Annotated in this window: 31 protein-coding genes; 11 read left to right on the top strand and 20 right to left on the bottom strand. The window is 52.6% G+C overall.

The window, feature by feature from the left end:
* The first annotated feature begins 114 nt into the window (after window positions 1–114).
* A complete protein-coding gene (locus ACR0BI_RS06025; RefSeq protein WP_170403748.1) occupies window positions 115–528 on the top strand; it encodes a VOC family protein in 414 nt (137 codons plus the stop codon).
* Window positions 529–695: 167 nt separating this feature from the next.
* Here ACR0BI_RS06025 and ACR0BI_RS06020 read toward each other — a convergent pair whose 3' ends face one another.
* Both ACR0BI_RS06020 and ACR0BI_RS06015 read right to left on the bottom strand, forming a co-directional pair.
* Window positions 696–1,142 carry a hypothetical protein gene (locus ACR0BI_RS06020; protein WP_480668035.1) on the bottom strand — a complete coding sequence of 149 codons (447 nt, stop codon included), beginning with the start codon at window positions 1,140–1,142 and terminating at the stop codon, window positions 696–698.
* Between the two features lie 198 nt (window positions 1,143–1,340).
* Window positions 1,341–1,829 (bottom strand): MarR family transcriptional regulator, encoded by a 489-nt coding sequence (locus ACR0BI_RS06015; RefSeq protein ID WP_170403742.1) that lies wholly within the window; start codon window positions 1,827–1,829, stop codon window positions 1,341–1,343.
* Between the two features lie 103 nt (window positions 1,830–1,932).
* Here ACR0BI_RS06015 and ACR0BI_RS06010 point away from each other — a divergent pair, with 103 nt between their 5' ends.
* Window positions 1,933–2,301 carry an antibiotic biosynthesis monooxygenase family protein gene (locus ACR0BI_RS06010; protein ID WP_170403739.1) on the top strand — a complete coding sequence of 123 codons (369 nt, stop codon included), beginning with the start codon at window positions 1,933–1,935 and terminating at the stop codon, window positions 2,299–2,301.
* Between the two features lie 37 nt (window positions 2,302–2,338).
* The gene (locus tag ACR0BI_RS06005) at window positions 2,339–2,782 is read left to right on the top strand and encodes a hypothetical protein (RefSeq protein ID WP_170403736.1); all 444 of its coding nucleotides are present in this window, start codon (window positions 2,339–2,341) and stop codon (window positions 2,780–2,782) included.
* A 261-nt stretch (window positions 2,783–3,043) separates the two neighbouring features.
* On the opposite strand, the gene ACR0BI_RS06000 is transcribed toward ACR0BI_RS06005, so the two are convergent.
* The 5 genes from ACR0BI_RS06000 to ACR0BI_RS05980 form a co-directional block, all read right to left on the bottom strand.
* Window positions 3,044–4,165 carry a linear amide C-N hydrolase gene (locus ACR0BI_RS06000; RefSeq protein WP_170403733.1) on the bottom strand — a complete coding sequence of 374 codons (1,122 nt, stop codon included), beginning with the start codon at window positions 4,163–4,165 and terminating at the stop codon, window positions 3,044–3,046.
* A 564-nt stretch (window positions 4,166–4,729) separates the two neighbouring features.
* Complete coding sequence (locus ACR0BI_RS05995) at window positions 4,730–5,110, bottom strand: hypothetical protein (RefSeq protein WP_170568694.1); 381 nt, start codon at window positions 5,108–5,110, stop codon at window positions 4,730–4,732.
* A 114-nt stretch (window positions 5,111–5,224) separates the two neighbouring features.
* Window positions 5,225–6,403: a carbohydrate porin gene (locus ACR0BI_RS05990; RefSeq protein ID WP_170685416.1), complete on the bottom strand. Its 1,179-nt coding sequence runs from the start codon at window positions 6,401–6,403 to the stop codon at window positions 5,225–5,227.
* Window positions 6,400–7,164 (bottom strand): DUF3299 domain-containing protein, encoded by a 765-nt coding sequence (locus ACR0BI_RS05985; protein ID WP_170442179.1) that lies wholly within the window; start codon window positions 7,162–7,164, stop codon window positions 6,400–6,402. Before ACR0BI_RS05985 ends, ACR0BI_RS05990 begins: the two co-directional genes overlap by 4 nt.
* Window positions 7,165–7,190: 26 nt before the next feature.
* On the bottom strand, window positions 7,191–8,588 hold the full coding sequence (locus ACR0BI_RS05980; RefSeq protein WP_170337131.1) for an amidohydrolase family protein: 1,398 nt from the start codon (window positions 8,586–8,588) through the stop codon (window positions 7,191–7,193).
* A gap of 132 nt (window positions 8,589–8,720) precedes the next feature.
* Between ACR0BI_RS05980 and ACR0BI_RS05975 the strand changes: the two genes are divergently transcribed.
* From ACR0BI_RS05975 to ACR0BI_RS05950, 6 genes are all read left to right on the top strand, one after another.
* Window positions 8,721–9,728 (top strand): helix-turn-helix domain-containing protein, encoded by a 1,008-nt coding sequence (locus ACR0BI_RS05975; protein WP_480561251.1) that lies wholly within the window; start codon window positions 8,721–8,723, stop codon window positions 9,726–9,728.
* 379 nt (window positions 9,729–10,107) lie between these two features.
* Complete coding sequence (locus ACR0BI_RS05970; RefSeq protein ID WP_170565541.1) at window positions 10,108–10,815, top strand: IS6 family transposase; 708 nt, start codon at window positions 10,108–10,110, stop codon at window positions 10,813–10,815.
* Between the two features lie 21 nt (window positions 10,816–10,836).
* Window positions 10,837–11,154, top strand: coding sequence for a phage terminase large subunit (gene terL, locus ACR0BI_RS05965; RefSeq protein ID WP_480878419.1), 318 nt, complete (start codon window positions 10,837–10,839; stop codon window positions 11,152–11,154).
* 140 nt (window positions 11,155–11,294) lie between these two features.
* Window positions 11,295–11,516 carry a MerR family DNA-binding protein gene (locus ACR0BI_RS05960; protein ID WP_254445547.1) on the top strand — a complete coding sequence of 74 codons (222 nt, stop codon included), beginning with the start codon at window positions 11,295–11,297 and terminating at the stop codon, window positions 11,514–11,516.
* Between the two features lie 503 nt (window positions 11,517–12,019).
* Window positions 12,020–12,226 (top strand): cold-shock protein, encoded by a 207-nt coding sequence (locus tag ACR0BI_RS05955; RefSeq protein WP_480561252.1) that lies wholly within the window; start codon window positions 12,020–12,022, stop codon window positions 12,224–12,226.
* A 73-nt stretch (window positions 12,227–12,299) separates the two neighbouring features.
* Complete coding sequence (locus tag ACR0BI_RS05950) at window positions 12,300–13,313, top strand: fatty acid desaturase (protein WP_480561253.1); 1,014 nt, start codon at window positions 12,300–12,302, stop codon at window positions 13,311–13,313.
* Here ACR0BI_RS05950 and ACR0BI_RS05945 read toward each other — a convergent pair.
* From ACR0BI_RS05945 to ACR0BI_RS05895, 11 genes are all read right to left on the bottom strand, one after another.
* Window positions 13,305–13,553 carry a ParB N-terminal domain-containing protein gene (locus ACR0BI_RS05945; protein ID WP_039524390.1) on the bottom strand — a complete coding sequence of 83 codons (249 nt, stop codon included), beginning with the start codon at window positions 13,551–13,553 and terminating at the stop codon, window positions 13,305–13,307. The genes ACR0BI_RS05950 and ACR0BI_RS05945 overlap by 9 nt on opposite strands.
* A gap of 74 nt (window positions 13,554–13,627) precedes the next feature.
* Window positions 13,628–14,317: a hypothetical protein gene (locus tag ACR0BI_RS05940; protein ID WP_170648711.1), complete on the bottom strand. Its 690-nt coding sequence runs from the start codon at window positions 14,315–14,317 to the stop codon at window positions 13,628–13,630.
* Between the two features lie 1,639 nt (window positions 14,318–15,956).
* A complete protein-coding gene (locus ACR0BI_RS05935; protein WP_170403722.1) occupies window positions 15,957–16,589 on the bottom strand; it encodes a tyrosine-type recombinase/integrase in 633 nt (210 codons plus the stop codon).
* 557 nt (window positions 16,590–17,146) lie between these two features.
* A complete protein-coding gene (locus tag ACR0BI_RS05930) occupies window positions 17,147–17,719 on the bottom strand; it encodes a hypothetical protein (RefSeq protein WP_170720314.1) in 573 nt (190 codons plus the stop codon).
* Between the two features lie 72 nt (window positions 17,720–17,791).
* Window positions 17,792–17,929: a hypothetical protein gene (locus ACR0BI_RS05925; RefSeq protein WP_480878253.1), complete on the bottom strand. Its 138-nt coding sequence runs from the start codon at window positions 17,927–17,929 to the stop codon at window positions 17,792–17,794.
* 165 nt (window positions 17,930–18,094) lie between these two features.
* Window positions 18,095–19,216, bottom strand: coding sequence for an alanine/ornithine racemase family PLP-dependent enzyme (locus tag ACR0BI_RS05920; RefSeq protein WP_480561254.1), 1,122 nt, complete (start codon window positions 19,214–19,216; stop codon window positions 18,095–18,097).
* Window positions 19,213–20,412, bottom strand: coding sequence for an N-acetyltransferase DgcN family protein (locus ACR0BI_RS05915; RefSeq protein ID WP_480468809.1), 1,200 nt, complete (start codon window positions 20,410–20,412; stop codon window positions 19,213–19,215). Before ACR0BI_RS05915 ends, ACR0BI_RS05920 begins: the two co-directional genes overlap by 4 nt.
* Before the next feature lie 92 nt (window positions 20,413–20,504).
* Window positions 20,505–21,359, bottom strand: coding sequence for a hypothetical protein (locus tag ACR0BI_RS05910; RefSeq protein ID WP_170759979.1), 855 nt, complete (start codon window positions 21,357–21,359; stop codon window positions 20,505–20,507).
* Window positions 21,349–21,702 carry a hypothetical protein gene (locus ACR0BI_RS05905; protein ID WP_170329075.1) on the bottom strand — a complete coding sequence of 118 codons (354 nt, stop codon included), beginning with the start codon at window positions 21,700–21,702 and terminating at the stop codon, window positions 21,349–21,351. Before ACR0BI_RS05905 ends, ACR0BI_RS05910 begins: the two co-directional genes overlap by 11 nt.
* A gap of 3 nt (window positions 21,703–21,705) precedes the next feature.
* A complete protein-coding gene (locus ACR0BI_RS05900) occupies window positions 21,706–22,014 on the bottom strand; it encodes a hypothetical protein (protein ID WP_170329073.1) in 309 nt (102 codons plus the stop codon).
* Between the two features lie 445 nt (window positions 22,015–22,459).
* Window positions 22,460–23,212, bottom strand: coding sequence for a Crp/Fnr family transcriptional regulator (locus ACR0BI_RS05895; RefSeq protein ID WP_170403708.1), 753 nt, complete (start codon window positions 23,210–23,212; stop codon window positions 22,460–22,462).
* Window positions 23,213–23,347: 135 nt separating this feature from the next.
* Here ACR0BI_RS05895 and ACR0BI_RS05890 point away from each other — a divergent pair, with 135 nt between their 5' ends.
* Window positions 23,348–23,581, top strand: a complete 234-nt coding sequence (locus ACR0BI_RS05890) for a hypothetical protein (protein WP_010442296.1) — start codon at window positions 23,348–23,350, stop codon at window positions 23,579–23,581.
* Window positions 23,582–24,133: 552 nt separating this feature from the next.
* Here the strand turns inward: ACR0BI_RS05890 and ACR0BI_RS05885 are convergent.
* Window positions 24,134–24,550, bottom strand: coding sequence for a MerR family transcriptional regulator (locus ACR0BI_RS05885; RefSeq protein WP_170528118.1), 417 nt, complete (start codon window positions 24,548–24,550; stop codon window positions 24,134–24,136).
* 72 nt (window positions 24,551–24,622) lie between these two features.
* Here ACR0BI_RS05885 and ACR0BI_RS05880 point away from each other — a divergent pair, with 72 nt between their 5' ends.
* The gene (locus ACR0BI_RS05880; RefSeq protein WP_170528116.1) at window positions 24,623–25,258 is read left to right on the top strand and encodes a cation efflux transmembrane domain-containing protein; all 636 of its coding nucleotides are present in this window, start codon (window positions 24,623–24,625) and stop codon (window positions 25,256–25,258) included.
* 599 nt (window positions 25,259–25,857) lie between these two features.
* Here ACR0BI_RS05880 and ACR0BI_RS05875 read toward each other — a convergent pair.
* On the bottom strand, window positions 25,858–26,853 hold the full coding sequence (locus ACR0BI_RS05875; protein WP_170512638.1) for a nuclear transport factor 2 family protein: 996 nt from the start codon (window positions 26,851–26,853) through the stop codon (window positions 25,858–25,860).
* Window positions 26,854–26,856 lie beyond the last annotated feature (3 nt).

The raw sequence follows: 26,856 nt of genomic DNA, 5'->3' as shown, positions 1-26,856 counted from the left end.
TTGCATCGTAGAGAGTAATCATTGTAGCCTCGATGTCGAAACCAAGAGCACAAATCAGCTGGCTGATCACAGCTAAGGTAGGGGCCATGAGGCTCTAAGAACTGGAGAGCAGTCATGCCCAGAACGGGATTCATAGATCATATCGGCATCGCGGTGCCGGATCTTGCGGCGGCGAAGGCCTACTATGATGAGCTAATGCCGATCCTTGGCCTCAAGGAGTGGTTCAAAACCGAACCGGCATTCAACTACGGACCGGATGGGAAACTCGGGACGCAGCTGTTCTTCTACCAGGCGAGGGACGATGGGCACTATTTGCGCCACGCTACCGGGCTACAGCACTTGGCATTCTCGGTGGAAAAGCGTGAGATCGTGCATGAGGCGTACAATTGGGCACTCTCGCGGAAGTCACATATTCTGGACGAACCCCAGGAGTTTCCTCAATACGGGATCCACTATGCGGCCTATTGGCTCGACCCACACGGCATTAAGCTCGAGGTTGTCTGCCACAAAGATGGTGAAAGCAGTTGAGACATCAAACTATCACCAGTGCTCCAAATGCGGAGCTTTGACAAACTGTCGAAAAGCGCTGCGCTACGTCCTCCCAAACGTCTGGCGGTGTAGGTCCGGCGAGAGCCCAATGCGGGCTTTGCCAACCTTTCAAATCACCATCATCCCCGACCTTTTCAGTTCGAGTTTCAATCCCTAGCGGGCAAGGCAACCTCGCCTTCCCAGTCAGAAATACGGTGCGGTAGCGCCAGGAATTTTGACGCCACACGTGTTTTGGTCGTTCCACTTCCAGTCATCCCCGAGTATTTGCCGGTCGAGGAAACGATCCGCCAGTTGTTGACGCCGAAGGCAACAACCTCCCATCTCATGGTGAACGTGTCTTCTTCTTCACCATAAACGCAGACGCCACCGCCACTGACACCGCTGGGTCCGCCGAAACCCGAGCCAACGCACCGGACAAACCCAGGATCGATTGGTCCCTCGTCAACGGTATAAGTCCCATAGTTGTCCTCTTTCCAGAACACGTCCTCGCCCGCGGAAATTTGCTCTTGGTTGACGACATAGAAGTTCGTTACCGACACTTTCTCTGCAGCAGTCAGACAATGAGGTGCAATAAGAACTGCGGGGATTAGCATTGAACGCAACATGTTGTTTCCTTCGACAGTGGGGCAAAGCCAGCATGATAGAGCCTACGGAATTTATTGCTAGGAAGTGAACTCGTAGCCAGACCTGCAGAGTCAGCTTTGTCCGCAACGCAGACGTTGGCTCCTTATTGTGAACTTCGAATGTCTGCTCCGAACCCAGAACGTTCGATGCTGCACTCTGTACGAGTGTTAGCTTTGGGTCGGGTTCTGATCTTGTCGCGTTGAGGCTTCTTCGAGACGTGTTTTGAGACGGTCAACAACATTTTGCGCTGTCGCAATATCATCTGGCGACAGGCCTTCCGAGAGTTCATTCACCCATGGGATTTGCCTCGCAATTGCGGCTTCGTACAACACCTGCCCCTTTTGGGTCAGTACAACTAGGTGTGCCCGCTTGTGGTGTGGGTTCGGCTGAAACTCCACTATGCCTTCTTTGCTCATTTCATTGATGATCCGTTGAACGCCCTGCCGGTGAACGCCCATCGTCCGTGCATGCCAGGCAACGGATTCCGGTCGATCAGAATAGGCGATGGCGCCAAGGATCTGCCATCGGGCACTTGTCAGACCAAGTTCTGATACGAGGCGATCACCGGCAAGCTGCAATCGACCGTTCAGCCGAAACACATCCAGTATCAGCGTTGTCACGGCTTCTCCTGCTTCGGTCCTTTGCTCGTTAGGCATATCGGCTCCTCATTTTATTTGACAACGTGTTGTCATTGTGTTTGATGCATCCTAAATATGACAACATGACACCAAAATGAAGCTACTTTCAAGGAGCAGCGAAATGGTCAGTTTCAAACCCCTCGACCCCGAGTTTCCAATTGAACGGCAATTGGGTATCGACGCTGGACCCGTCGTTCTCGTCAATCTCTTCACAGTCGATCCCGTTGACCAAGTCGCCTTAGTCGAAGCCTGGAAGAGCGATGCCGAATGGATGAAAAAGCAGCCTGGTTACATCAGCACTCAGCTGCATAAGGCAATTGGTGACGGCAGCATGTATCTGAACTACGCGGTCTGGGTGTCTGTTTCGGACTTCCGCGCTGCGTTTTCAAACCCCGAGTTTCAGCAGCAGCTCAGCCACTATCCCTCAAGCGCTGTGACCGCCCCCCATCTGTTCGAGAAGGTTGCCGTGCCGAATTGCTGCACGGCCTGACGAAATCCTTTCCAAAAGCCAATTTGAGTGAACCGCTATGAAAACAAAGATTCACGCCATCGCGGGCGGCATCGGCTTTGTGATGATCCTCCTCTTCTGGACATCAACAGCCACCAGCGAGCTCTTTGCGAGCCATGAAACAGTCGCGACCGTCAAGGCATTGATCCTGAAAGGCATGTTCATCCTCATCCCGGCAATGGCCATCGCTGGCGGATCGGGCATGGCAATGGGCAGGAAACGCAAAGATGCGCTTACGAAAGCCAAGAAAACCCGAATGCCTATCATTGCGTTGAATGGTTTGCTGATCCTCGTACCAGCCGCCTGGTTTCTGGCCGGCAAGGCTGCCGCTGGCGAATTCGACAGCACATTTTACACGGTACAGGTGATCGAATTGATCGCTGGGGCAACCAATCTCACGATGATGGGACTGAACATTCGTGATGGCTTGCGAATGACCGGCAAAATTCGAAGGTCTCGCTGAAAGCTCGATGCTAGTCCAACCACTGGCGAAATTGCCGAGATTCGAGCAAATGCAGCGAACTAATGCTATGTCCGCTTGTCGGGATTTGCAAAGTTCAGTTTGGAATGTCCGATTAGGGCTGCTCCAGTCACTAGAGCGAACAGTGGTGAACGCGGCTTCGAGCCTAGCGCCGTTAATTCGCTGGAGCGATAAACCCTCCATTCCGAAGTTTTATTGGGCCGCAGCCAGCGGTGATGCCGCCACGGCCCGCGTGGTAAAACGTCAATTCGTTGGGGTCACATCGACTAACGTTGGTTCGCGATCACCGCTGGTTTCAAAGACGATCATCTCGTCTCCCATAGCTCCGAAGTCAATCTGCTTCATATCGACCATGTGCACCGTTCTGTCGTACATCGTGTGATAGTAGTAGACGAGGTTGAGGGAGTCCGCAGCGGTCGTGATCTGAGTTGCGCTGTAAAGCAGGTCGTCCGACTGCACATCGTCTTGAGCGCCCTCCGCTGCATCGGCCGGAATGTTGAAATTATCCAGAATGCGAAACGCCTCGCGCACGGTGTCATAGCCACCTTGCGTCTCCCGCGCCGTCTGGGAAAAGGCGACTGCGCGGACAAACCGGGATGGGGGTGTGAAGTCGCCTGGCAGCCCTATCATTCCACTCCCAGCGCCAAGGGGCGCGAAAGTAACGCCACTTGCCTCAACTTCCGGAAGCCCAAGGGCCGACAGGTTTACGTAGTTGTTTAGGTTCGTCATGTGCCAATCGTAGTTTGGCGAATTGGTGATCACGCCAAGCGGAGCATCGAAAATCGTCAGTTCACCGTCAATGTACTCGACAACGATCCTGCCGCCGAACCGGTCAGCAACCAACATATGAAATGGGAAGGGAAATCCGAGAGTCTCATCTACGACCCCGACAACACGGACATTCGCCAACCCGGTGGCAGCCTCTTCAACTGTCTCAAATTGGGAAAGAACATAGCTGGCTAGCAAATCGCCGGGAATCGTGTTGTCGGAAAGGTCAGGGTCGTACTCCTGATACTCAGTAAATCCGGGCAGATAAAACAGCCCGGCGGTCAACCCAGCTTCGTTGATGCCATCTGCGGGAGCCCCATGATCCAACATGCTGATACCGACCATTCCAAATCGGCCGGTCCAGTTTGCTCCGTCTTGCCCATCTGGCATTTCGCCTGCGGTATACGTGAAACCTCGCGGAATAATGTTGATCTTTGTCTCAAGATCGAACGGCCCCCATTCGGCGGTCCTTGCGCGAACGATGCTTCCATCCTGCCCTGTCAACATGATGCCAGTGCATCCCCAGGCCATCGATACTGAAGCCACAAAGGCTATGGTCGCCTTTGGTAATATCCGAAATAATTCGATATGACGCATGGTCGTTCTCCAATTGGAATGATCTGATCTCATGAACTCACTCGACCAAGCTACCACACCGGTTCTCAAGTTGAATGAAGTTTGCATGATCTTCAAATAGGCAAGAAAGTCCGCCTATTCCGTCCCTCGGACTTTGCAAAGTCTAGTTGTGAATGACCGGTTTGGGCTGCCACCTGTCATTAATGTGAAAAGTAACGAAAGGCGACAACGAGCTCATTTTGACCGATGCTGCGTGATGTCCCAATGACTACAATGCGCAGAAAGCAGACTTTGCAAAGTCCGGTTGACCACATTGTCCACCAAAGGCGACAGTTCTGCTTCGCGACTGGGCTATACATAGCCCTCAAAGCGTATTGTTTGCGGGACTTCAGTTGCACCGTTTTCCTGAGCGAGTAGGGCGCGTGCTGACGAAAAGGTAGCAAGCGCAAAAAGAACAAGAAGGGCCTTTATCATCGTAGCGCCTCGGATCCGGGTTTTGAACTTGGGCCGGGGTTCACAAATGATCGCCCCGGCCAGCGTCAGGGCAAACGAGGTAGTTCTTGCCCTGAAACATCGTACTTTCGCCTAATTTAGAAGATCACCGACGATGCCGACGGCATCGACCACGGTAGACAGGTCATTCGTAACTTCGAGGACTTCGTCATCGACCAGAATGTAGCGGTTTCCTTTGCCCGGCTCCCCAAGCTTCCATTTGGAAAGGTCCCCAATATCCTCGAACTCCAGGTCAGATGGGAGCTTGGCACCGCGCGTGTAGCGCTTGATCTGTCCAGGTGGTACAGCTTTTGGGCCTATGCCGGGTTTGTCTTCTATCTGAATGCTGACATCACCGTTCTTGCCCCCCTTGTTCGGCTTTTTACCCTTGTTGTCTTTGGCATGGGCATCGCTGCCTCCAAGGATGAAAAACACAACTGCTAAGGCTGCAAGAATTCCGTATGCAATCTTCATAGATTGTTCCTTTGCTTCCCAACTTCATTCGACCGGCGTTGAAAATTCCGGCACGCGCTTGATCTCTCTTAGTTGCCCTTTGGCACACCCCTTAGTGACTGCCTTCACCCCGCATTAGAAAACGATCCGGGTTCTTAGACCGAACAGGGTAATCCGGTCCTGATCGGGATTTAGAAGCGGGTCGGAAATGAATTGTACCGATGGCGTGATCTGCAGTCCGGGTGAGATTGAAAAGCGGTAGAAAGCTTCAAGCGTGAACTGATCGCCATCTATGCCTCTTGCTTCGGCCCAGTTTAGGCCCAGACCGGCCAAATCGGTGTTGCGACCATAGTAACCGAGACCGGCAGAAATCGACCGTTCATAAAGCGCTGCGGTTCCCTTCGAGGCCCCTGCACGGAAGAACGGCATCCATTTATTGTCAACAAACCATGCGGCGGAAAACGCTGCGCCGTAATCTTCTGCTCGACTGCCATCGTCAGCCGCATCCGCATGCCAGAGGGTCAGATGGATATTGTCGAAGTAGATGCGATCAAAGCCGGACGTGTACCCAAGTTCGAGCGACTTGAAGAGATTGCCATCGCTAAACACATCAAAGTTTGGATCGGACGGGTCGGCGTTTGCGTCTGATACGCTGGCAACGGCGTAGAGGTTCTCGCTCAGCTTTACCCCACCGGCAATACCAAGGCCTTGGTTGGGCGTGTTGATTGTCGGGTTGGTATTGAAAGACAGGTTTTGAAAACCACTGTAGGGGCTTACCAACCCGTAGATATCCACAAAGTCCGTTACATCAATCTGGCCGACTTGCAGCGCCCACGACCCATTCTCAGCCCTTTGGGTCCAGAACAAATTGGTCAGAAGCAAACCGTTGTCATTGAAGGCTGTTCCCGTGATTGAAAGGGCTCCGCCATCCAGCCCGAGAAATTGCGGAGCAACGTCAGTATAACTTTGCCTGTCTTCGATCTTGAATGTCAGAGACCCCCGTTCAGTTGCCTGCCAACTGCCGTAGAACCGCGCAATTCCGCTGGCTGCTTCGCCGGTTCCCAGATCAGCATCCGTGGTTTGGCCCAATGCCAGGTAGTCAATGTTGAACCGAAAACCACCCTCAGCCAGTCGGTCTTTCCACTGAAACCAACCCGGTGCGATGTTGCGTGGAAAATCGGAACGATATTGCGGATCGGTGAGCCCGTCTCCGGGCGCAAGATCGGCTTCGACTGAAGATGGCCCGGATAGTCCCTGAGCCGACGCTGCGCCAGCAAATGCAAGGCTCAATGCGGCAACCAGAAGTCTTATCATTTTGACGCCTGTGCCCCACCGGTCTTGCGATTTCCTGCCGCGCGGATGCGATCAGCAGCACGCTGCTTCCATTCCAACCTGTCTGCCTCGGTTTCCAGAGTTTCGACACGTTCCGCCTCTAGCTGGAAAGTCGCATTCATAGGCATGAGGCCATCCACAACCATCATATTATGAACGGAAGGATCGATAGTCAGCGTGCCTGTCAGCCGAACGGGTTCGTGGAAATAGCTAGGCGCCCAGTCCCCGTTCAACCGCACACGGATCATCTGGTTAGGCGGAGGTGGAGGCATGTGGCTGCACATCCCTCTTTCTGGCACCAAATACGCCACAGGCCGGCCGTCCGGATCGCTTGGAGCAGGAATGGCAAAGCCCGCGAGTGTGATTGTTCTGCCGTCGAATTGCGGGTTTCCGCTCGTTCCAGCCTTTCTTCGACGTTCAGTCACAACCTCGCGCTGATCGAGTAACCAGTCGACGTCAATTCCGTCTGACACCAAGGCGTCTTCGGTCTCTGCTAAAAGCAATTGCCATTTCTGCCGTTCTTCGGCGCTGCCAACCTCCTGCTGCAACCTGCCGCGTATACGCACAACGAAAAGAACATCGTCGAACTGTTCGGGGCTGAGTTCACGATAGGGGTCATCAAAGACCTGCGCAGACGGATCTGGCAGATCTGCCCAGTCCAACGCGGTTCCAGGCGTCGCCGCAGCATTATAACCGCACAAAACCAACCCTGCGAATACTGCGGAGCAAAACCAATTTCGCATGAATGCTCTCCGGCTGCTTTATCTGGTCAATCCAGTGTGTTTTTGTAGATCACACCGTCCTTCATGATCAGGCGGATTGTTTCCGGGCTGTCCGGCCTCGGGTCCGCACCGAACCACTGATCGCCTGTTCCAACGACAGAGAAGTCTTCGAGGGGGTTGCCGTCTATCAGCAGGATGTCGGCATAGGCGCCTTCTTCGATCACACCCAGTTTGCCTTCCGGATAGGGGTTCATGAAATCACCGCTAAGTGCCGCGATCTCGCCACCTACCGAAGTTAGGGTTACCATCGACGCATAGGGGCCGAAGAAATGGTTATTCAGATGTTTCTCGTAGGCGATCTGGATGTTGCACGCTTCGACCGAGCCGACGCAATCGGTTTGGAAACCGCGCGGCGCCGGGCATTCCTTCATACTTGGAATGTAGGCTTCGAAGGTCGCCGAGGCCGATTTGGCCTTCCTCAAACTGTTGGGGTTGTTTTTCACGGAAGGAACATCAAGTAGGCCTGGATCAAATGCTGTGATGTTCGTCGTGATGTACGCTCCTTTTTCTTTCATCAAAGCAGAAATCTCGCAGTCAAAGTGAAATCCGTGTTCAATGGTTCTGACCCCTGCATTCAGGGCATTGATGATCGCTTCTTTGCGGTAGGAATGTGCCATGACATAGGTGCCGTACTCGTTGGCAACCTGAACAGCGGCCTCGATCTCTTCTTTCGAACCGGCGAGCAACTGCCATGGATCGAATGCCGAAATCACCCCACCTGATTGCATGAACTTCAATTGCGTGGCACCCATGCGCAGGTTGTTGCGGCCATACATGTAAATTTCGTCAACACCGTTGACCTGTTGGGCCATATTCAGAGTCCCAAAGTTGGTCACCCCACCCGGCGGAGATGTGAAGGATGCGAAATCGGCGTGACCACCACGTGTTCCGAGAAATGCCCCGGAAGGATAAAAGCGGGGGCCGACGATCTGGCCGGCGTCAATTGCGCGCCGCAGCCCGCCGCCAGCGCCCCCGGCATCGCGAACGGTCGTGAAGCCCTGCATCAGGTACATTTCGGCCATCCGGGTCCCGTGGATGGCGAAATCCTCCCAGGTCGAGTTGGTTTCCATCTCGGCAATCGATGGCCCCATGAGCATCAGGTGCGCGTGATTCTCTATAAAGCCCGGTGTCAGAGTGCGCCCACCGCCGTCGATAACCGTCGCGCTCGGCGCATCAATGGCATCGGTTGAGACGGACTTGATCAGATTGCCCTCGACCAGAACACTGGCATTTTCAATGCGTTGCTCATTCACACCGTCGAAGACATGCACGTTGGTAAACAGCGTTTGGGGTTCTTCTTGATCCTGAGCCTGCGCGGTCGCCGAAAAAGAAAGAACTGCCGCGACAATTGCCGTCGAGCAAAGAGACATTCGTAAGCCGGACATAAGTACTCCCTTCATATTCATGTTTTGCCAACTATAGTCTGGAATTCATTGGCTCGGTTGCCCCTTTTGAATTAGGATGTACGAATGTGACTGCAAAAATGGCCACTTCTTAAAGCTAATCCAACAAGGGTTATGAGCTTGCCTTTCAACTCCACCTCCCGAGAGCATAGCGAGGGCTTTGTTCGCCTCTCTTTAGCCGCTCCCTTTCTGCAATATCTCACCGAACGTAAGATCAATCCGCAACCAGCATTGGATCAGGTCGGCTTGAAAGCTGAACTGATGACTAACCCATCCGTGTTCGTTCACTCCGAGTTGGTTTACGGCTTGGTAAATGCTTTCTCAGAAGTATCAGGGGATCGATACCTAGGACTGAATGTAGGGGAAGCGTTTGACCTACAAGGATGGCCGCCCTTCGCTCAAGCCTTGCAATCTACAAAAACGCTGTTCGAGTTTTTTACCCGCTTTGTTGAGCTCGTGCCGCAGGAGTCCAATTCTGTGCGGCACAGCCTTGTCATTGAAGCAGACAAAGCGACTTATCGTATCGAGAGGCAACAGGAACCAACCGTCCCACCCATTCAGGTGACCGGTTTTGGTGCCGCAATCTATGTACGCCTATTGCAGACCGTCGTCGGAGAGTCCTGGGACTCTTCCCGTGTGCGATGGGAAAGCAGATACATCAATGGGCTGCCTATCGACTACAAAGGGATCGAGGTTGGCCTTGGGACTGATCCCGGAATGCAAATTAGTTTTCCTGTGGAATGGTTGTTTTTGCACCACGTCTCTGAGGGTTCTGCCAAGCCCATAGCATCACTTCGACAAGATGAAGAAGTAACCGTGGTGGCAGCTTTGCGATCTGTCTTACGCGACAAACTGGATGAAACCGATTTGGGACCAGAGGTGGTGGCTGGATTGTTGGGAATACAACCGGAACGGTTTCTGAAAGCGCTTCAAAAACAAGGCACAACGCTACCGCGCGAAATCAAACGGCTGCGTATCGATGTCGCCAAGGAGCACCTCAAACAAAACCAGATGACAATTGCAGAGATCGGACTGATGCTCGGCTATTCTGACAAGTCCCATTTCACTCGCTTTTTCCGAGGTCAGACCGGAATGACACCGACCAAGTTCCGAAGCAAGTAAATGTGGTCGAGCCAAATGAACGCTTCGAAGATTAGGTCCTCGTGGGATCAGTTCGGAGAAGTTGTAGTGCGACGTTGAACAGGTTAGTCGACGACATGAATGGTTGGTTGCCACCGCCGATACAACCTCTGCAACTGGCCGTTTCGTTGTGTATTTCGGAGTTAGCAAAGCTTGGTTGCGAAGGTCCGCTTCGGGCTGCGAGCGGTCCCCAACCAACATTGAACCAACGACCAATTTGTCCCGCAGAACGGTCATTCGTCGCAACTCTGTTCAATGTCTGCTTTGCGGAACGAAGCGGCCAATCGTATTGGATGCGGTAAAGGGTCTTGTCAGAAGAACTTGGGTTGAGCGGGGCAGGGGTGTTGCGTAACTTTTGTCCATGACCAGACCTGCCTCTTTCAAGTACTTCAAAACCAGTCCCGAGGTTATCCGCTTGGCGGTAATGCTGTACATCCGATTTCCGCTCTCGCTTCGGAATGTCGAAGATCTGCTGCATGAGAGAGGCATCGACGTGAGCCATGAAACCGTCCGCTACTGGTGGAACAGATTTGGCCCGATGTTTGCCGCTGAGATCAGGCGGAAGCGGGTGCAGCAACTTCGTTCATACTCGAAATGGAAGTGGCATGTGGACGAAGTATTCGTGAAAGTGAATGGCAAACGGCATTATCTGTGGCGGGCTGTTGATCACGAAGGCGAGGTGCTGGAAGCGGTTGTCACGAAACGCCGAAACAAAGCTGCGGCACTGAAATTCCTCACGAAATTGATGAAGCGACACGGTTGCGCCGAAGAGATCGTCACAGATCGCTTCGCTTCCTACAAGGCTGCGCTCAGAGAAATGGGCGCGCTTAAAAAACAAAGGACGGGCAGATGGCTCAACAACCGCGTCGAGAATTCGCACCTCCCATTTCGACGACGCGAACGCGCGATGCAACGCTTCAAACGCATGCGAAGTTTACAGAAATTCGCTGCCGTCCATTCCTCCGTCTACAACCACTTCAACCAGGAAAGATCGCTAGCCAGTCGAGACACCTTCAAGCTGACCCGCGCCGCCGCTCTTAGCGAGTGGCGTCAACTTTGTTCCGGATAGGTTCGCGGTTTCCGCCGTAAACTGAGACTGGTTCGAATTCGTCTGACAGCACCCTACGAACGCATTAAACCCGACAAAGACAAGGAAACCCGGTTCCAGTCCGCTTGCGGTCCTGTCGAAGAGGGCAAGGTGTATCTGCCTGCAGACGCACCCTGGCTGCCGGTATTCAAACGAGAGCTTCAGTCCTTTCCACGCGGGCGCAACGACGATCAGGTCGACAGCTTTGCCCATTTTCTGAACTGGTCCAAGGGACCGGGCTTCTACCGGGCATTGGGCCGGGACCACCGGATCAACATCGAACGTCGGGAGCGCAATCGAGAGAGGGTCAGACGGCGGTAGGACCTCAGCGTCAAGCTTGAAAACTCGTTGAATATTGCTGGGAGGGCCGATGTCGGACCAATCCTGAGAGCGGCCCCAATGACCGCTCGCAACCACAAACCAGTCTCATCGCTAATGCCGTCGGATGACTGCTTCGAGACATGGGTTTTTCGCTTGCCGATGCAAAAGTGCTTCTCAACCTATCCGAAGGTGATAGCGAGGATTGCCAATCCGTTAAGGAACTGGCCGAGCTTCATATCTCCAATGTGCGTATGAAGATAATCGAACTTAAGCGATTGGAGGCCGCCCTGAATGAACTTACGGCCAACTGTAACATCGGGAACGTTTCTTGCCCGATGCTTGCGCAGATACGGACCTACTAATGGCACTTTGAGGCTCGCAGTCGCCCTATGCCAACGCAGCATGACCCAAGATTCGGGCCGCGCAGAATCTACCGTTCGTTAGAGAGGTCAACTCGTTGATTTAGCAATGTTTCAATCACTCAATGAACATTTGTGCCTTGCCGCGGTGTTCTTGAAGCACGCGGCGATTTCGGACAGTGAGCCCTACCTGCCGTGCCTGAGCAATCAATTTGCTGCATACGCATTCGGCAGGTTTTATCGGAAGCCGACCTCTGATTTCCGAACCACAGAGCAATGGTTCTGCTTATCTTTGTCCCAAATTGGGCTGGGCAGACTTAGATCTTCTGTTGCTTTCCGTTGTATCAAGGCTTGTATCGTGTGTACTCGAAGTCCATATACACAGGGCTTACGTTTTTCTTTTTCGACCTGCTGTCTCCCAAACTCGGCGTTCAGTCTTTCGATTCAGACCGACCACGCCGAGTCGCCGCAATGATGCGGGCGGCAAGTATTAGGAGGCCTCCACAATGGCAAATGGCACAGTAAAATGGTTCAACTCGACCAAGGGTTTTGGCTTTATCGAGCCTGAAGACGGCAAGCGCGATGTGTTCGTACATATCTCAGCAGTCGAACGTTCCGGCCTTAGCGAATTGAAAGACGGTCAGAAGGTTACATTTGACGTCGAAGCTGGCCGTGACGGACGCGACAGCGCCGCCAATCTGGCACTCGCCTGACCTCTTATTGGGCACCCTTGTTGGGTGCCCATTTGCACACTGGGCTACTATAAGCCGTTGGAGAACAAGTACGTTGCAACCAAAAGACTGGACGCGGGCGCTCGCGCAATACCGCGTGCCCGATGCGAAGCGCAGTATTTATGAAATTGCGATCACCGTTGTCCCCTTATTCGCGCTATGGGCTCTAGCGTGGATGGCTTTATCTTTTAGTGTCTGGATCGCAATATTTCTGGCCGTCCTGAATGCCGCATTTCTGGTCCGTATATTCATCATAATGCATGATTGTGGTCATGGATCCTTTTTTAGAAACCGCACCGTATGCAATTGGACTGGCCGGGTTCTAGGTGTTCTTGCCCTGACACCCTATGACGTTTGGCGGCAAAGCCATGCGATTCACCACGCCTCAACCGGTAACCTTGATCGGCGTGGCATGGGTGATATCCCTACATTGACCACTGAAGAATACCTGAAGCGGAAGTGGTTCGGGCGTGCCGCTTATCGTCTAACCCGGAATCCCATCTTCCTGTTCGGTGTTGCGCCGATCTATACGTTCTTTCTTCAAAACCGTTTACCTTTTGGTTTCATGCGGTCGGGCTGGCTGTACTGGGCAAGTGCGATGGGAACAAACGTCGCGATTGCAGGGTTATTTGCTCTGGTTTTATGGGTCGGAGGCTTTGAAGTGTTGGCGTATGTTTTCCTGCCGACCATGATTGTCGCATCATCGATTGGTATTTGGCTTTTCTATATTCAACACCAGTTTGAACACACGACCTGGGAACGGGAAGAAGGGTGGAACCTTCAGAACGCCGCATTCTATGGAAGTTCTCATTATGCCCTACCAGGCATCCTGCGTTGGTTCTCTGCCAATATCGGCGTTCACCATGTTCACCACCTTGCCAGCCGCATACCGTTTTACCGGCTAAACGAAGTTTTGCGTGACCATTCTGCGTTAGAAAATTGCCAGCGTATTACTCTATATGAGAGCTTTCATTGTGCACGATTGCATCTTTGGGATGAAAGAAGTCAACGTCTGCTGACATTTTCCGAGGCTTTGTCGAACGCCAATTCCAATAGGCATTTAGTGTAGTCTGGCGCGTACCAGATAGGCTTCGACCGTATCACCGCCCAGGGCGCGAATGGCCTCTAGTCGGTGAAGGCCTTCAATCAGCACGAACCTCTTGTTGTCCGAGCGTATCTGTATCGGGGTCTTCTGGCCGTTCTTCAGGATATCTTCGGCCAACGTCAGAACTTTTTGTTGATCAAGCGTTTTCGCCCGTTTCACAGGTACATAGATCAGGTCGAGCGGATATGGTCTTTTCTCCAACATAAGCTACGTGAGCAACCTTTCGTACATTTGTTCCGGTTCGAAGTTCGCTACAAGAGCTGGGGCTGGAACGTACGTCATAGAACCGAACGAACAGCGTCGCGCAGTTCCTGATGCATAATCCAGGTTGCTGGCTCGTCGTCACTTTCGATGTGAGAAAATGCCAGGACCTGAGCGGCACCATCATTCTGTACCGATCCGCCTTCGGGAAGTTCGAGCTCTAGATACTCCGCAATCAATAGACCGATTTTCTTAAAGACCTTGATGGAGGCCTCGCGCGATTTGTAACCGGCCGCCTGAGACAAGTGACCAATGGTCAGACCGTCCTTGCCTGCGATTGTAAGTGCTTTGAGCAATGTGACCTGCGCGGGGGTGAGCCTGATCTGGCGCAATGCTTCGGTATATTCTCTTTCACTGGGAACGAGCGTGCCGGAGTTTCCCTCCAAACGGCGTTGACCGCTACGTTTCCTGTCTCGTTCTCCGAGAATTTCTTTTAAGGCTTCAATGGCCAATGCTGGTGTTTCGCCAACTGCATCGGCAATCATTGCCTGCGTTTTAGCCGGCGGCTTGGGGAATGCGCGTGCAACGCTGTTACCACTCAGAATGCCAGCCTTAATCAGGTACTTTCCAAATACTTCCTCAATCACACCAGATACGTCAGCGTTCCGCGCCTTGCGAACACTGCGGTCCTGAAATGCTCTTTGTTCCAGACCACGTGCTGACATCTTGGAGGCCGGGAGGGTTACTTGAGGGGCATTTTTACGCATCAGAGAAACACCACTACAACTATCGCCGCAACAAACACCGCTATCGCGATAATCATCTTTATATTGTATGACCAGCGATGAGCCCTTTCGGCTTTGAGCATTTTGCCTAGGTTTTCGTCAATCGAATTATGGTTCACGGCTTGCTCCTTCCGGCTATGTCAGGCGGTTTTGATTTCCACCAACCTATTGTCGCGGCACATTTTCGGTGCACTTATCGTTCTGTCGTGTGAACGGCCTATTACATTCCCATCCATCACCTCTTCGATTCAAATGCGCGTTTGAAGGGACAATGATCGCAACGCACCTGTCGCGGTTTGCGCGAAAGCCACGCTCGCATCGCCATCCGGAATAAGTTTCAGGTGCAAGGTATGCATGCTGTGGAACCGCCACAGGCTCACAGTCGTTTTCGGCTGCCCTGTAACCTCTGAGACATACCCATCCATCCGAGCTTCGTTTGTCGCTCAGCCGACCGTTTTTTGGGACTTCTATTGCAACACAATCCTGGTTCTCCCTACGAAATCCCCAGTTGCAGTGTATTTCCTGCACGCCAAACCGAGTTTCGACGTACCCATTTTGAGGCGAAATCACTTCTTCACATTCTTCTCCGACACGCTGGAACAGCCGATTGCACGCCCACTGATCTCCGGTTGATGCAAGATAGGCATTTTCAGGAACTGCTATTTCCTCACAAAGATCTCCAACACGCTGGAATCCATGGTTGCATTCCCAAACTGGACCATAGGAACTGCCGGTCAAATGCGCATTTTGAGGTGCGTTTGCTCTTTGACACGATCCGTTCTTGTTTTCGAAACCTTCGTCACAAACCGATCCGTCGGCATTGCCTGCGACTTGGGCAGGAAGCTGCGTTCCTGAGAGCAACACCAAGAGTGTCGGGATCAGGCAAAGAACGCGGCGCAAAAACACGATGAATGACTGAATGAAGCGGAGCCTGAGACCTGATCTATCGGGCATCAAGCACGCAATTTATGAGCCATGTGCTGTTCATACGGCGCCTTCTTTAATTGGTCACCCGATGACTGGGGCTTGTCAGGTGACAGTTGCGAATGCTTGCGAGGAACGAGCTCATAGCGAAGACCCCAGCGAAACCCGTTCCTATGCTGGGGCACATGCTACAGTTATTCTGAAGGCCATTGGATCATCGAAGCCGGCAGCATCGCGGCGACGAATAACTTTCACCAATGCACTTTTGTGGTCCTTAGCCAGAATAGAGTCAAGGAAGTTTCCCTTGTCGCAATGCAAGTACCGCCAGGGCAGGTAGTTTTTGAAACTGCCGGTGACCAAGATCCTTGGTGAACTACCGAAAGAAATTGTCTGGCCTGAGTGCGGCGAAAGAGGAGTATGTGATCAAGGCTTCCCCGTGACTATGAATGACTGGCCTGATAACATTGGCTGCAACGCAGCGATTTTCGCGCCGCTTCTGCACAAGTACTCGCGGCGTGATCAAATGGCCGCTCGGTCCCGCACCCTGTAAATTGCGCCTGAGCCGAGAAAACTGTGCTGCGAGCGTACGCAACAAGATTTTGACACTTCCGCTCAGGGCACGCTACGTCCCACTCCTGCGTAAAAGAACTAGAACCACTATGGATTGGCGACCGACAGCGCCGCTCGCCAAACTGTCTCAGATGTCTATGCGCTCTGCAATGCTTAGCGCGTCTTCCAATTCAACGCCCAGGTATCGCACGGTGCTATCGACCTTTGTGTGCCCAAGCAGAAGTTGGACCGCGCGGAGATTTCCTGTCTTGCGGTAGATCTCAGCTACTTTGGTTCGGCGAAGCGAATGCGTGCCATATCCGCTCGGTTCCAATCCGATTGCGGTCACCCAGTCTCGAACCAGCCTGCCATACTGGCGCGTCGAGATGTGTGGTCGATCATGGAATCGGCTTGGAAACATGAACCGGCTAGCAAACATTTCCGGTGATTTTACCCATACCAATACAGTTTCTCGCGTGTTTTCCGTCAGTTCGAATTGAACAGATCGCTTGGTTTTGCTCTGGATCACCGAAACACGCTCACGGACGCGATCGTCTTTGACAAGATCGGTCACAGCGAGTTTGACCAGATCGCAGCCGCGTAGCTTGCTATCAATCGCGACGTTGAACATTGTGAGATCACGCAGATTTCCAGAAAGTTCGAGCCGGGCACGGATCGCCCAGACCTGTTTTGGGAGTAGCGGTCGTTTCTGACCGATGATCCGCCCCTTGTTCCAAGCTCTGGGTTTTGGGGTGACTGCAGGTAGTTGGACTCTTGGCATATTTTGCACTCCGATCCACCCTCCGCACCCAAGCAACAGCACCGCGCTGACCACCGAATAGTACAAGCGGCGTGAATGCCTGCTGTCCGATTATGAATACTGGCATGGTTTAAGTGTGTGCATTAGGCGGCTTGAGCCCATATCACTACGCATAAGAACGGTTCGAGTCCAAACCGCGCGTACGCTTCGTCTTCAGCACCGATTACCGATCGGGTTCCACGATAAAAGGCCCGGGTCAGCACCAATAAGATAAAATGAGATATGATCAGAAAAGCTGGTAAGACCGGCGTCAGGTTATCAGCGACGCCGAGCTAACCCAGGGCTTACTGATACGCCATTTCGCCACGCGCTCAACCCCTTGCAGCGTCGACAAATCCGCTCTCCGAACCCTTCGCTCCAGAATGGCGTTCTGCAACGCAGACACGGGCGTTCTTGCGGCACGTCATTGTGGGCGCGAGCCATGATCGTATCTGCTTCGTTGTCAGAGTCTTCCATCAGTTCTTAGCCTCGATTTCTGTTTTGGTTTATACAGCGACTGGAAAAGAAAGTTCCGAGCCCTAAGCCTTGAGATTGAAGGAGCTGCCTGGTTCAGACTGTCCGATGGGACGGCCTGTAATCCGAGGGGTTTTAATAGGACGAACTGGCATTCCTTCGTTCTCAGCAGCTTGGACAGCGAAAGCATACCGAGAACCGCTTGCGCATCCTCGTGGTATGGCTCGTTGATCTGATGATCCGTCGTCTGCCTCAGAAATGAGCGACTCCGAGTAGAGGTGCCGAAGTTGAGTCTCAGACACACCATCCGCTTCCATGATCAGTTGCACCATCGGATCGGCCAAAAGTTGGTCGAGCAAGAATTGTGACAACTCTTTCGCAGACAATTTATCTATTGCGCGTGCTCTGTCCAAATCAGCAAGAGAAACGGTCAAGGTTCGCGCCAGACCGGGGTGAGATTTCCGTGGATGCAGAGAGATTAGCACTGATGCTTTCCAGGCTTCTGGATCCAAATAATCTGGTGGTGCGGAAAGCTCAGTTTCTATGTCGTATTCGCCCGCCGGGAGTAATTCGTCAAAGCCAGGGAAAGTAAACGGCCTGGAAAAGACTGCGATTGTCTTGCTGGTTATCTGGTTCATTTGGGTAGTTCTCCTTTGCTGATAGCGCTCGGAGATGCAGACAAAAACAAGCCACCCTCTCCCGGCAGGGTATTATGAACTTTGAGGTTTCGGCTTTGGTTTTTCGGGGACGGTGTCAGGCGCTTCAGACGTAACTTCTTTTTTCGGCGCGTCCGCATCGTTTTCCTTCAGTGCGGCAGCCGCTCTGGTCGTCAAGTCCTTGAAAGACATCATTTTGATCCTTTGATTGTCCGCACCACCCACGAGCCCAGATGGGGTGTGAAAAGTGAATGCGGATACCACCAATATAGGTATTGGTGGCCCAATTTACTACGTAAAGCCGTAGAATAAGACGGGTGGCTGAAGCAGAACCGAGGCGGCGGCAACCCTGGCGCGCTACTTTCGCTTCGAATATGGGCGATCAGTGTTCGCTGCGGTGCAGTCAACCAATGCGCCATCACCATGGAAGACTTTTGCTACATCGGGTGCAGCCATGCCGCGCGAGAGCGCGCTATAGTTCAATTTCAGCTTCACCTCGCCACCAGGGCGAAGCAGACAACTGGTGTTTTCAACAACGATATGATCACTGGTGGCTCCGACGAACGTGACGCCAGCAGGGAATATTAGACCCGCCGCATCGGTGTCCTGGAGTCCAATCGCAAGGATCGACCGAGTATTCGAAGGACTGTCTAAAGTCACACACTGCATTGAAGGTATAGGATAATTCATTTGCAAGGGATTTGGATTTGATTTGGCTTTCGTTTCGATCACTTCCGCCCAAAGCGTAAAAGCATCTGTGTAAAGCCCGCCGATCGCGTGCCCCGATACGGGATCGGTACCCAACAGGATAGCCTCACCCAGACGCAGGTTGTTGATCTTTCCGGTCGCACCCTTGCCAAGCGCCCATGGCAAACTGGCGGAGCCGCCGCCTGACACTGTTTCAAGAGCGGGTCCAAACGCGCGCTCGGTGTCGATGGCAAGCGACGAAAGCAATGCCATTGCTTCTGCAGAGGGTGCCACATGACCCAGACAGGCAAAATTTGCGCCAATCCCCTTCAGAGAAATACCTTCCATTCTAAGAATTTGAAACACAGTGCTTTCAAGGTGTTCAGGCGGGATTCCTTCCCGCATATCCCCCATTTCCACCATCAGGATAATGTTGTGAGTAATGTTCTTTCCCATCGCACTCATGGCCAGGCTTGCGATAATGTCCATCTCTGTGTTGAAGCTTACATCGCAGTAATCAACAACTTGCGCGACCTGGCTCAGCATGGGTGTTCGGATCAAGGATATGGAGCACGAGATTCCAGCATCGCGCATACGCATGATATTGCTGATCCGCGCGTCCGCCAGCCCTGTCGCGCCGCCTTCAAGCATAGCATTCGCAATCTCAGGGTGACCGCACACGGCTTTTGTCACGCCTGTAACCGTAATTCCACGGGGTCTAAGGCGATCGACAAGGAACCGTGTGTTGTAAAGAATTTTGCTCAGATCAATGTCGATACGCAGCTTGCTCATTCAATCGTCGTTACAGGTACGTGCTGCAAACGCGGAAAGGCAGAAAGAACCATGTTCACCAAGTTTGATGAAGGACGGTTCAGAGCGTCAGTGACCGGGAGGTACAATTTGCAGTTATAATCTGTGATGGCCTTTGAAATCTCAACATCATTCATTCCTTCATGGTTGATCGTCATGCCAATTACCTCTGTGTTCGCAAAAGCCTCGATCAGGGTGATTTCATCGCAAGGGTCGGGCATAGTCATGTTGGGGAAATCACATCGACGTTTTCGTTTAGGCGCGTGTTGAAGAATAACTGCATGTGGCTGACTGCCTCGCAGAATGAATGCTGATGTGCAAAAGGCCGGATGGCTTAGCGCGCCCTGGCCCTCGATCACTATGACATCCGGGTGTTCATCTTCAGATGCTGCAACAACAGCGCGCTCAAGCTCGCCACAGCAAAATTGCGGCGGCACCGAATCCATCGCGACACCATACTTGGCGCCCTGCATCAATCCTGTCTGGCCGGTACCGACCAAAACTGTTTTGATCCCATGCGCGTTAAGGGCACATGTCAGGATTGTCGCGGTTGTACGCTTTCCAATTGCACAATCGGTGCCGAACACCGCGATGCGGATCGCCTGGACGTCTCCAATACTGCCATCTAACAGGCGCAGGTCGGGATTGGGCCGCGGCTTGCGAATGTCGCGTATCGTGACATCGTGAATTTTGGCAAATCCGGCGAGCTCTTTATCATCACTAAGAAATTCATGCAGTCCACTCACGATGTTCATTCCGAGCGTTATCGCATCCACAACAACTTCGCGATCCTCAAGGGACATTCTGCCGCTGGCCGGCGCCATTCCGTAAATAAAAGTGTCGGGGATCGTAGCTTCATTAGCGACGGCGGCATCAAGATCATCGAAGATGGGAACCTGATTTGCGAAATTATCAAGCACTTTGCCACTGTCACAACCGCCATACGTGCTGTCGATCACCGAAAGAACGCGATAGGCCTGTGAATGTCGAACCAGACCATTAGCCGTCTTGCCATCGATCTTTGCGAAGTTTCCTTCGCAATACACAATTGCAGTCGGTGTATCTGTCACGAGTGTCTTGCGGTGAAGCTCTGGAAAAACTGCTTGTTCAGGCGCCAGCTTTTGCGCATCGCTGGCAATGAACTGCTTGGCATCCGACGCAATGGGTACGGGTTTCATATTTGTTCCTTTTTAGAGTGTGAAACGCGCGTCCTTGGTAAGAACGGGCACAAATTGTGAAGTTTGGAAAAATGGGCTCTCTGCCTAAAACCTCAATTGTTCAGAACACACTGACCTTCTGACTGATGATAATTTCTGTGGCATTCCCACCTATTACCGGATCGGTCGATATGGGCATTTTCTGGTAACTCGATTGCATTGCAGCGATCACCGGACGCCTCGTAACCACGTTCGCATTTCCATCCAACTCCATGGATCGCGTCATCGTAGAAAGCATTTTCAGGCACAAACACGGCATCGCACTGTCCGTCGCGCTCAAAATACCCACGCTCGCACGTCCAGGGACGCCCGCTGGTTGATGCGTTCAGAAAAGCGTTTTCCGGCACCGCTACTGCCACGCATGCTTCTCCGTCTTTTTCGTAGCCACGGTTGCAACGCCATGCAGATCCATAAGTGCTATTCGTTAGGTAAGCATTATCCGGCACCACGATTTTCTGGCAGCTATCGTCTACTCTTGTGTATCCACGCAGGCACCGCCACCTCTCACCTGATGGATCGAGATATCCACCCTCAGGCACAATCACTTCAGTGCATGAGGTGCCGCCAACTTCAACAAAGCCATGCATACATGCCCACCCTGAGCCATAGGTTCTGTTTGTGGGGTAGGCATTTCCCGGCACGACAATGGCCACGCATTCTTCGCCTTTCAACCGATAGGACAAATCGCATTCCCAACCGTCGCCATACTTTTTGGGATGCGCGTTATCCGGGATCGAATTTGTTTCGGCCGATGCGGGACTTGATGAGATAAAGGAGCCCGCCAAACTGCTGAAGACGACAACAAACAACGCAGCCATTAAGTGAGCGCAAAACCGGTACTGATTTTTTCGATTTGCCCTGATGCAAACGGCGTTGTCCGAATGTTGAGTGATTGAGTTACGATCCATCCAGGTTCAGCCCCTCGATACAGGCCTGCGCCAGGTCTTTGTTAGGAGTTTGGGATCCCGGCACCGTTGCCCAGCCAGCCGCCATGACGGCATCCTTCTGCTTGAAAGAAGAAGCCTCTTTGATCGTCGTTATTTTTTCGGCGCGTTGGGCGTCAGTTCTCGCCATGTCGACGCAGACCGGAACCAACGCAGCGATTACATTATCGCGGGACATGGCGTTGGCCATCTTGTCCGCGCTACCGCCGGTCATCCATCCACCCCATGAAAATCCAACGACGCCTACGAAAACCCCGCCGATCAGAGCACCGTAGATTCCGGGTTTAAGCCATTCGGGCGTGTTCATAATCTATTCCTCCTGCGGGGAAAGCGCCGCATCGCTGTCATTGTTAGATGTGGCCAAGGTCTGGTCGTGCTTGAGCGCCAGTTCAAAATCTTCTGGGTCAATTGGGCGCATTTCCGTGCGGCCTGGCTTGCTGCCTTTGCCCCGAACTGTCAGGTAGGTTCCGGTTCTGCGATATGCTTCGAAACTCAGGCCCTGCAGTAGCTCTTCTTCGACAACTACTTCATACTCGCCTGCAGGAAGTACATCCGGGTAGCCGGACAAAGAGAACGGATTTGAAAACGTCACCAAAGAACTGGACGATCTTGTGCTCACCTTTGTCCTCCATTTAGTTTGTTGGATCTTCCCCGCGCAGTCTGCCGCGGTACACGCTCGTAAGCGCCGCGGTAGTACTGGCGTTGTAATTTAGAATAATGTGCAAATGGCAGGCGCGCGCTGATCGATGTTAGTCGGCGGCCAATGACCTGAGATTTTATTGGAATCTTAAATGCATTTGGTGTCCGAGGATCAGGTGACGCCGAAAACGAACTAACCTGCGTCAGTGCAACGATGTTTGGATTCCGGCAACGTGATGTGTGTTGGCGGGATATTTGCTAGCGTGTTCTTAACGAGTATTTAAGAAGCGCAGGAAATCCAGTACCGCAATCGGACTGTATTTATCTTGCGCTTCTTTTTCAGTGAAATCCCAAATCTGCCGAAGCGAATTCCGTCTCTAACAGGCAACGATCATCAAAATCCCGGCATCGCTGTAGGGGTGAACTTATTGCTTCAACAGTGGCCCGGCCTGATCCAGATAAGTGGGGTCAAAACCGGCCAACGTCACCAGTCCTTCATAATCATCAAATACCACTTGCCCGGATTGAAAAGTAACCAACCCCTTCTCCCGCAGTTGCCGTAGGACACGATTAACATGCACGGCACTCAGTCCCAGCGCATCGGCAAGGTGGTATTGTGTCAGGGGGCAAGTGTATCCCGTCTTGTTTGCCATCCCGACCTGAGTCAGCCTCACACCAAGTTCCAAAAGAAAATGCGCCATGCGCTCACCCGCATCGCGCCGTCCTATGTTGACCAGGTGCTCAACCACCATCGCTTCATCTCGGGAGACTGCCCAAAGAATTGCTGTCGCCAGCCGGGGCGTCTGCGCAAATGCTTCCAGGAGATCATCCACTACTACTTCAATGGCTTGGATTTCCATGATTGGTTCTATGCTGTGATCCGAGGTGTGCAGCAGAACGCTTCGCAAGCCCAGAAAGTCACCCGGTATTTGGAAATCGACGATCTGACGCGACCCGTCAGTCTGGGTTTTGTAGGAACAAACCCAGCCCGAGGCCAGAATGTAGGCAGCCTGCTCTGATTGCCCTTGATGCACAAGGTCACGTCCGGCTTCAAAGGTTCTGCGACGCTTGTGCAGGCGTGCCAATGCCGCAAGTTCAACCTCAGTCAGAGCGACGAAGTTTGAAAGCTTTCGGGTGAGTGGACTGTTTTTGATAGTGCGCAAGTGTTCTTCCTTCATCGATGAGCAGCCCGCGAAACTATCCGACGCCAAGACTGCTTTCGATCAGTTAAGTATACAGCAATCTATGCCAGTATGATGCAATTCATTGTGGCGCTTCCTTGCTTGGACGCCTGTTAAAAAAGGACGTCTACCATGGCTGACCGGCAAGACCACTCAGGAATGGCCGCACTCTCAATTTGTGAAGCGCTTTTGCTTGCAATTAAAGATCGTGAGCTTCTGCCCGAACATGAAATTGTGGGAGTTCTGCATGACGCAGCTGCTGTCCACGAAACAGCGGTCGGCAATAACGATGAAAAGGACATGCACCAGGCCGCCGCTGTTCTGATAAACAAGATCATTGCTTCCGGCTATCGCGTTCGGCAGTAACGTTAATTTCCTGTCAGAAAAACAAGAATACGCTCGTCAAAAAAGCATAACAACAAATAGAAGCACTATTGGTGCTTCGTTCCCGATCAATTCAAACACGAAGCAAGAACCAAAGATCCAATCTCTGCAATATCTCAACTTAATGAAAAATTCCACGACCGCGAATTACTCCCTCTTCCCCGCCACCTGCATGAGCCACAACGAGAATTTTCTTACTGGCTGAAGGCCCGCATGGCCTGTCCTGCTGCACTGCCTGCGACAACGCAAACGTTGGCTTTGTTCGGCGTCTAAGTTGCTGATCCTATGTGCCTCGAAACTACAGTTTGATAGTATCGCATCATCATAGCTTTGAATGACCGGTCTGGCGACAACAGCTGCAACGCAGCGATGAATGTGCTGCGACAGCAAATCAATGCCGCGTCAGCAATTGCCGCAATCGCACAAGTCCGGTTTGTCCGCACAGCAGACACTGATCGCCTCACCCCGAATGACCGCTCTGCGGACTAAGCTGCCGTTGACTTTTGGCGGTCAAATGTCCGCTTTCTCGGTGGTTTAGTGGTCTCGGTCGCACAAGTCATGGTCGGCCAACGATGCTAATACGTAGCAGTCTTCGGAAACGCCTTCACCATTGCAGCCCTTTGATATCCGGCTGAGTTCCTTTTCAAGTGTTCGGAGGCGTTTGATCTTGGCGCGGACCTCTTCAAGTTGAGATGTTGCGATATCCGTCGCAGCCTCGCACGACCGGTCGGGGTGCTCTTGCAATTCGATCAGCGAAGAAATTGCTTCAATTGAAAACCCAAGATCACGCGCGTGGCGAATGAAGCTCAGCCGCTCTAACCCAGCTTGATCGTATCGTCTTTGGTTGCCTGACGTGCGCTCTGCCTCGGGTAGTAGTCCCATTTCCTCGTAGTACCGGATGGTCGGAACTTTGACCTTTGTGCGCTTAGAAAGCTCGCCAATGGAAAACATGAAGAAACCTCTTGAACCTCTAGTTGCTAGAGACATTACAGTATGAACAACTAAAGATGAAAGAGGATTCCCATGGCTGGTTGCTGCGGACATGACGCCAAGTTTGACGGTGTTTCAGATGACTACAAAAGACGACTCTGGATCGTGATCGCGCTCAACGCGACGATGTTCTTCGTCGAGATGACAGCGGGTCATTTGGCCAAATCCCAAGCGCTGCAGGCAGACGCACTCGACTTCGCAGGCGATGCGCTCACCTACGGAATTTCGCTTGCTGTTATCGGGGCCTCTCTCCGCGCAAGAACGAATGCAGCGCTGTTCAAAGGCATCAGCCTTCTGATGATGGGCCTTTGGGTGTTCGGATCGACTGTCTATCGCGTCTTCTATGTTGGCGTTCCAACTGCAGAGATCATGGGGGGCGTTGGCTTTCTTGCGTTGCTTACCAATCTAGCAAGCGTCTTGCTTTTGGTCCGCTACAAAGATGGTGATGCCAATGTTCGGTCAGTTTGGCTGTGTTCGCGCAATGACGCGATTGGGAACGTGGCTGTGATGTTTGCAGCACTTGGCGTCTGGGGCACGGCAACAGGTTGGCCTGATCTTGTCGTGGCAACCGTCATGGCCGGGCTTTTTCTGTCGTCTGCCTTCCAAATTGTGCGCCAAGCCTTGGCTGAGCGTCGGGAAATGACCGACCATAAGCACGCGGAAGCATAATGAAGCCGACCAAGCGCAAAAGCAGACCTTCGCCATAGTGCGGCATCTTGGGCGGTATGGGCTCAATCCCGCCGTTTTCCGCATTCTGCCCGAACGGCGGGTGTAGAGTCTTCGAATGCCCGCTTTGGATGAAAGTCACGGCAACTCTGCGGGCCGAATGGGCAGAAGACTTGTGGGGTGGTTCGCGACAAGCGGTGATGGGTGGTGCGCTCAACCAGAAGGCGGTTCACATAACACCCCCACTGCGATGTTCGTACTGTGTTATCGTGGCGCAGAACATCCGGTGGTCGCAAAGCATGCCATTTGACAGTCCGTCCACTATTGTCGCAATGCGCAATAGAGTGTGATCTCGTGGCACTGCGCCCAATGACGGATTTCAGAAACCAGATCTAAACCCGGCGCAATTCTGAGACGACTCGGGTTTCTTGGAGCGAGAGCATCAATCGGGATGCGGCGTCGAACGTAGATTTTTGACGTTTTTGCACTTTTGATTTCGCCGGCCCGAAATGTGTTGCCGGTGATACGACTATTACTTTGGAGATATACGAATTTGCAAAGACACCGCAGGCACTGGCGACATTCAACATTGTCTTGAACGCTCAATGACACCCTACTTTCGGTTGCAATAGGATCTGTTTCCATATGGCTGTTTCGTCGTAAAGGGTCCACTCACGACGAAGCTTTGGTTTTCCTGTAACCAATTCACCGTATTCGGCGTGGGTTGCTCCCAGGACGAAAACCTCGGCACCTGTCGGCTCACCAAATGCGCCATATCCTTCGTGTATTCCGTGAAGCGTCCAGCGAACGGCGGCACGAGGTGGCATCGCGGGATCATCACGACCAATTATATGGTGTATCTTGAATTCAGCCGTTGGGAAGCTGGCCCGCAATCCCATCCAAAATTGATCTGCACCGTCAAAGCTAACAGCTGCTGCCCCACCTGGATACTCCAACTGCGCGGCACGTTCATATTCTTCGGGGATTGCTTCGAATTCGGCGTGCATCAAACGTTCAAGCAAGTTCGCCAATCGCGTGCCCCAGATATTGCTATTGCCTGTCCCGGAATACGGACCACTGATATCATTCGCTGGAGAGTAGGGCTGGACGCATTTGCTCGGTCCGCCTTCTCGTTCAATCAAACCGCGTGCGTATTCTTTCGGGTTCAGACCCAATTGTCGCACAATTGCGCCTTGATCGCGAATAAGCCATTCGTCGTTGATCTGGTTGTTGATGACGTGGCAATCGGCGATGATCCTGTATTGAAGTTGTTTGTCCGTGGGTGCGCCGTAAACGCCGGGATGCGTATGCGTCGCCGTCGACAAAAGCCTGTGAGATGACAGCATTCCGTCTTCTGGCGTACCACACCAAATCACATCTTCGCCCAGCAACTTGCGGTCTGGAAACTCTGAAAGCGTCGCCATAGTCGCTGCGATCACGTCCTTGTTGCCTACAACAACCGACGCGGGCGAGCGAACGACAATATCTGGGGCGTAATAGTCGTGCAGTTTGGCGATGCGGCGGTCTTCCCACAGTTCTTTCGTGATGCTGATGATATAGTCGGGCAAATCGACAAACTTTGGGTCAAAACCGTTCATGTC

The organism is Ruegeria sp. E5 (assembly GCF_056534105.1).
This window is presented reverse-complemented; position numbering and strand designations above follow the sequence as displayed.

Coding starts and splice junctions, on each gene's coding strand:
- ACR0BI_RS06025 (WP_170403748.1), top strand. CDS start 115: ATGCCCAGAACGGGATTCATAGATCATATCGGCATCGCGGTGCCGGAT.
- ACR0BI_RS06020 (WP_480668035.1), bottom strand. CDS start 1,142: ATGCTAATCCCCGCAGTTCTTATTGCACCTCATTGTCTGACTGCTGCA.
- ACR0BI_RS06015 (WP_170403742.1), bottom strand. CDS start 1,829: ATGCCTAACGAGCAAAGGACCGAAGCAGGAGAAGCCGTGACAACGCTG.
- ACR0BI_RS06010 (WP_170403739.1), top strand. CDS start 1,933: ATGGTCAGTTTCAAACCCCTCGACCCCGAGTTTCCAATTGAACGGCAA.
- ACR0BI_RS06005 (WP_170403736.1), top strand. CDS start 2,339: ATGAAAACAAAGATTCACGCCATCGCGGGCGGCATCGGCTTTGTGATG.
- ACR0BI_RS06000 (WP_170403733.1), bottom strand. CDS start 4,165: ATGCGTCATATCGAATTATTTCGGATATTACCAAAGGCGACCATAGCC.
- ACR0BI_RS05995 (WP_170568694.1), bottom strand. CDS start 5,110: ATGAAGATTGCATACGGAATTCTTGCAGCCTTAGCAGTTGTGTTTTTC.
- ACR0BI_RS05990 (WP_170685416.1), bottom strand. CDS start 6,403: ATGATAAGACTTCTGGTTGCCGCATTGAGCCTTGCATTTGCTGGCGCA.
- ACR0BI_RS05985 (WP_170442179.1), bottom strand. CDS start 7,164: ATGCGAAATTGGTTTTGCTCCGCAGTATTCGCAGGGTTGGTTTTGTGC.
- ACR0BI_RS05980 (WP_170337131.1), bottom strand. CDS start 8,588: ATGTCCGGCTTACGAATGTCTCTTTGCTCGACGGCAATTGTCGCGGCA.
- ACR0BI_RS05975 (WP_480561251.1), top strand. CDS start 8,721: ATGAGCTTGCCTTTCAACTCCACCTCCCGAGAGCATAGCGAGGGCTTT.
- ACR0BI_RS05970 (WP_170565541.1), top strand. CDS start 10,108: ATGACCAGACCTGCCTCTTTCAAGTACTTCAAAACCAGTCCCGAGGTT.
- ACR0BI_RS05960 (WP_254445547.1), top strand. CDS start 11,295: ATGGGTTTTTCGCTTGCCGATGCAAAAGTGCTTCTCAACCTATCCGAA.
- ACR0BI_RS05955 (WP_480561252.1), top strand. CDS start 12,020: ATGGCAAATGGCACAGTAAAATGGTTCAACTCGACCAAGGGTTTTGGC.
- ACR0BI_RS05945 (WP_039524390.1), bottom strand. CDS start 13,553: ATGTTGGAGAAAAGACCATATCCGCTCGACCTGATCTATGTACCTGTG.
- ACR0BI_RS05940 (WP_170648711.1), bottom strand. CDS start 14,317: ATGCGTAAAAATGCCCCTCAAGTAACCCTCCCGGCCTCCAAGATGTCA.
- ACR0BI_RS05935 (WP_170403722.1), bottom strand. CDS start 16,589: ATGCCAAGAGTCCAACTACCTGCAGTCACCCCAAAACCCAGAGCTTGG.
- ACR0BI_RS05930 (WP_170720314.1), bottom strand. CDS start 17,719: ATGAACCAGATAACCAGCAAGACAATCGCAGTCTTTTCCAGGCCGTTT.
- ACR0BI_RS05925 (WP_480878253.1), bottom strand. CDS start 17,929: ATGTCTTTCAAGGACTTGACGACCAGAGCGGCTGCCGCACTGAAGGAA.
- ACR0BI_RS05920 (WP_480561254.1), bottom strand. CDS start 19,216: ATGAGCAAGCTGCGTATCGACATTGATCTGAGCAAAATTCTTTACAAC.
- ACR0BI_RS05915 (WP_480468809.1), bottom strand. CDS start 20,412: ATGAAACCCGTACCCATTGCGTCGGATGCCAAGCAGTTCATTGCCAGC.
- ACR0BI_RS05910 (WP_170759979.1), bottom strand. CDS start 21,359: ATGGATCGTAACTCAATCACTCAACATTCGGACAACGCCGTTTGCATC.
- ACR0BI_RS05905 (WP_170329075.1), bottom strand. CDS start 21,702: ATGAACACGCCCGAATGGCTTAAACCCGGAATCTACGGTGCTCTGATC.
- ACR0BI_RS05895 (WP_170403708.1), bottom strand. CDS start 23,212: ATGAAGGAAGAACACTTGCGCACTATCAAAAACAGTCCACTCACCCGA.
- ACR0BI_RS05890 (WP_010442296.1), top strand. CDS start 23,348: ATGGCTGACCGGCAAGACCACTCAGGAATGGCCGCACTCTCAATTTGT.
- ACR0BI_RS05885 (WP_170528118.1), bottom strand. CDS start 24,550: ATGTTTTCCATTGGCGAGCTTTCTAAGCGCACAAAGGTCAAAGTTCCG.
- ACR0BI_RS05880 (WP_170528116.1), top strand. CDS start 24,623: ATGGCTGGTTGCTGCGGACATGACGCCAAGTTTGACGGTGTTTCAGAT.
- ACR0BI_RS05875 (WP_170512638.1), bottom strand. CDS start 26,853: ATGAACGGTTTTGACCCAAAGTTTGTCGATTTGCCCGACTATATCATC.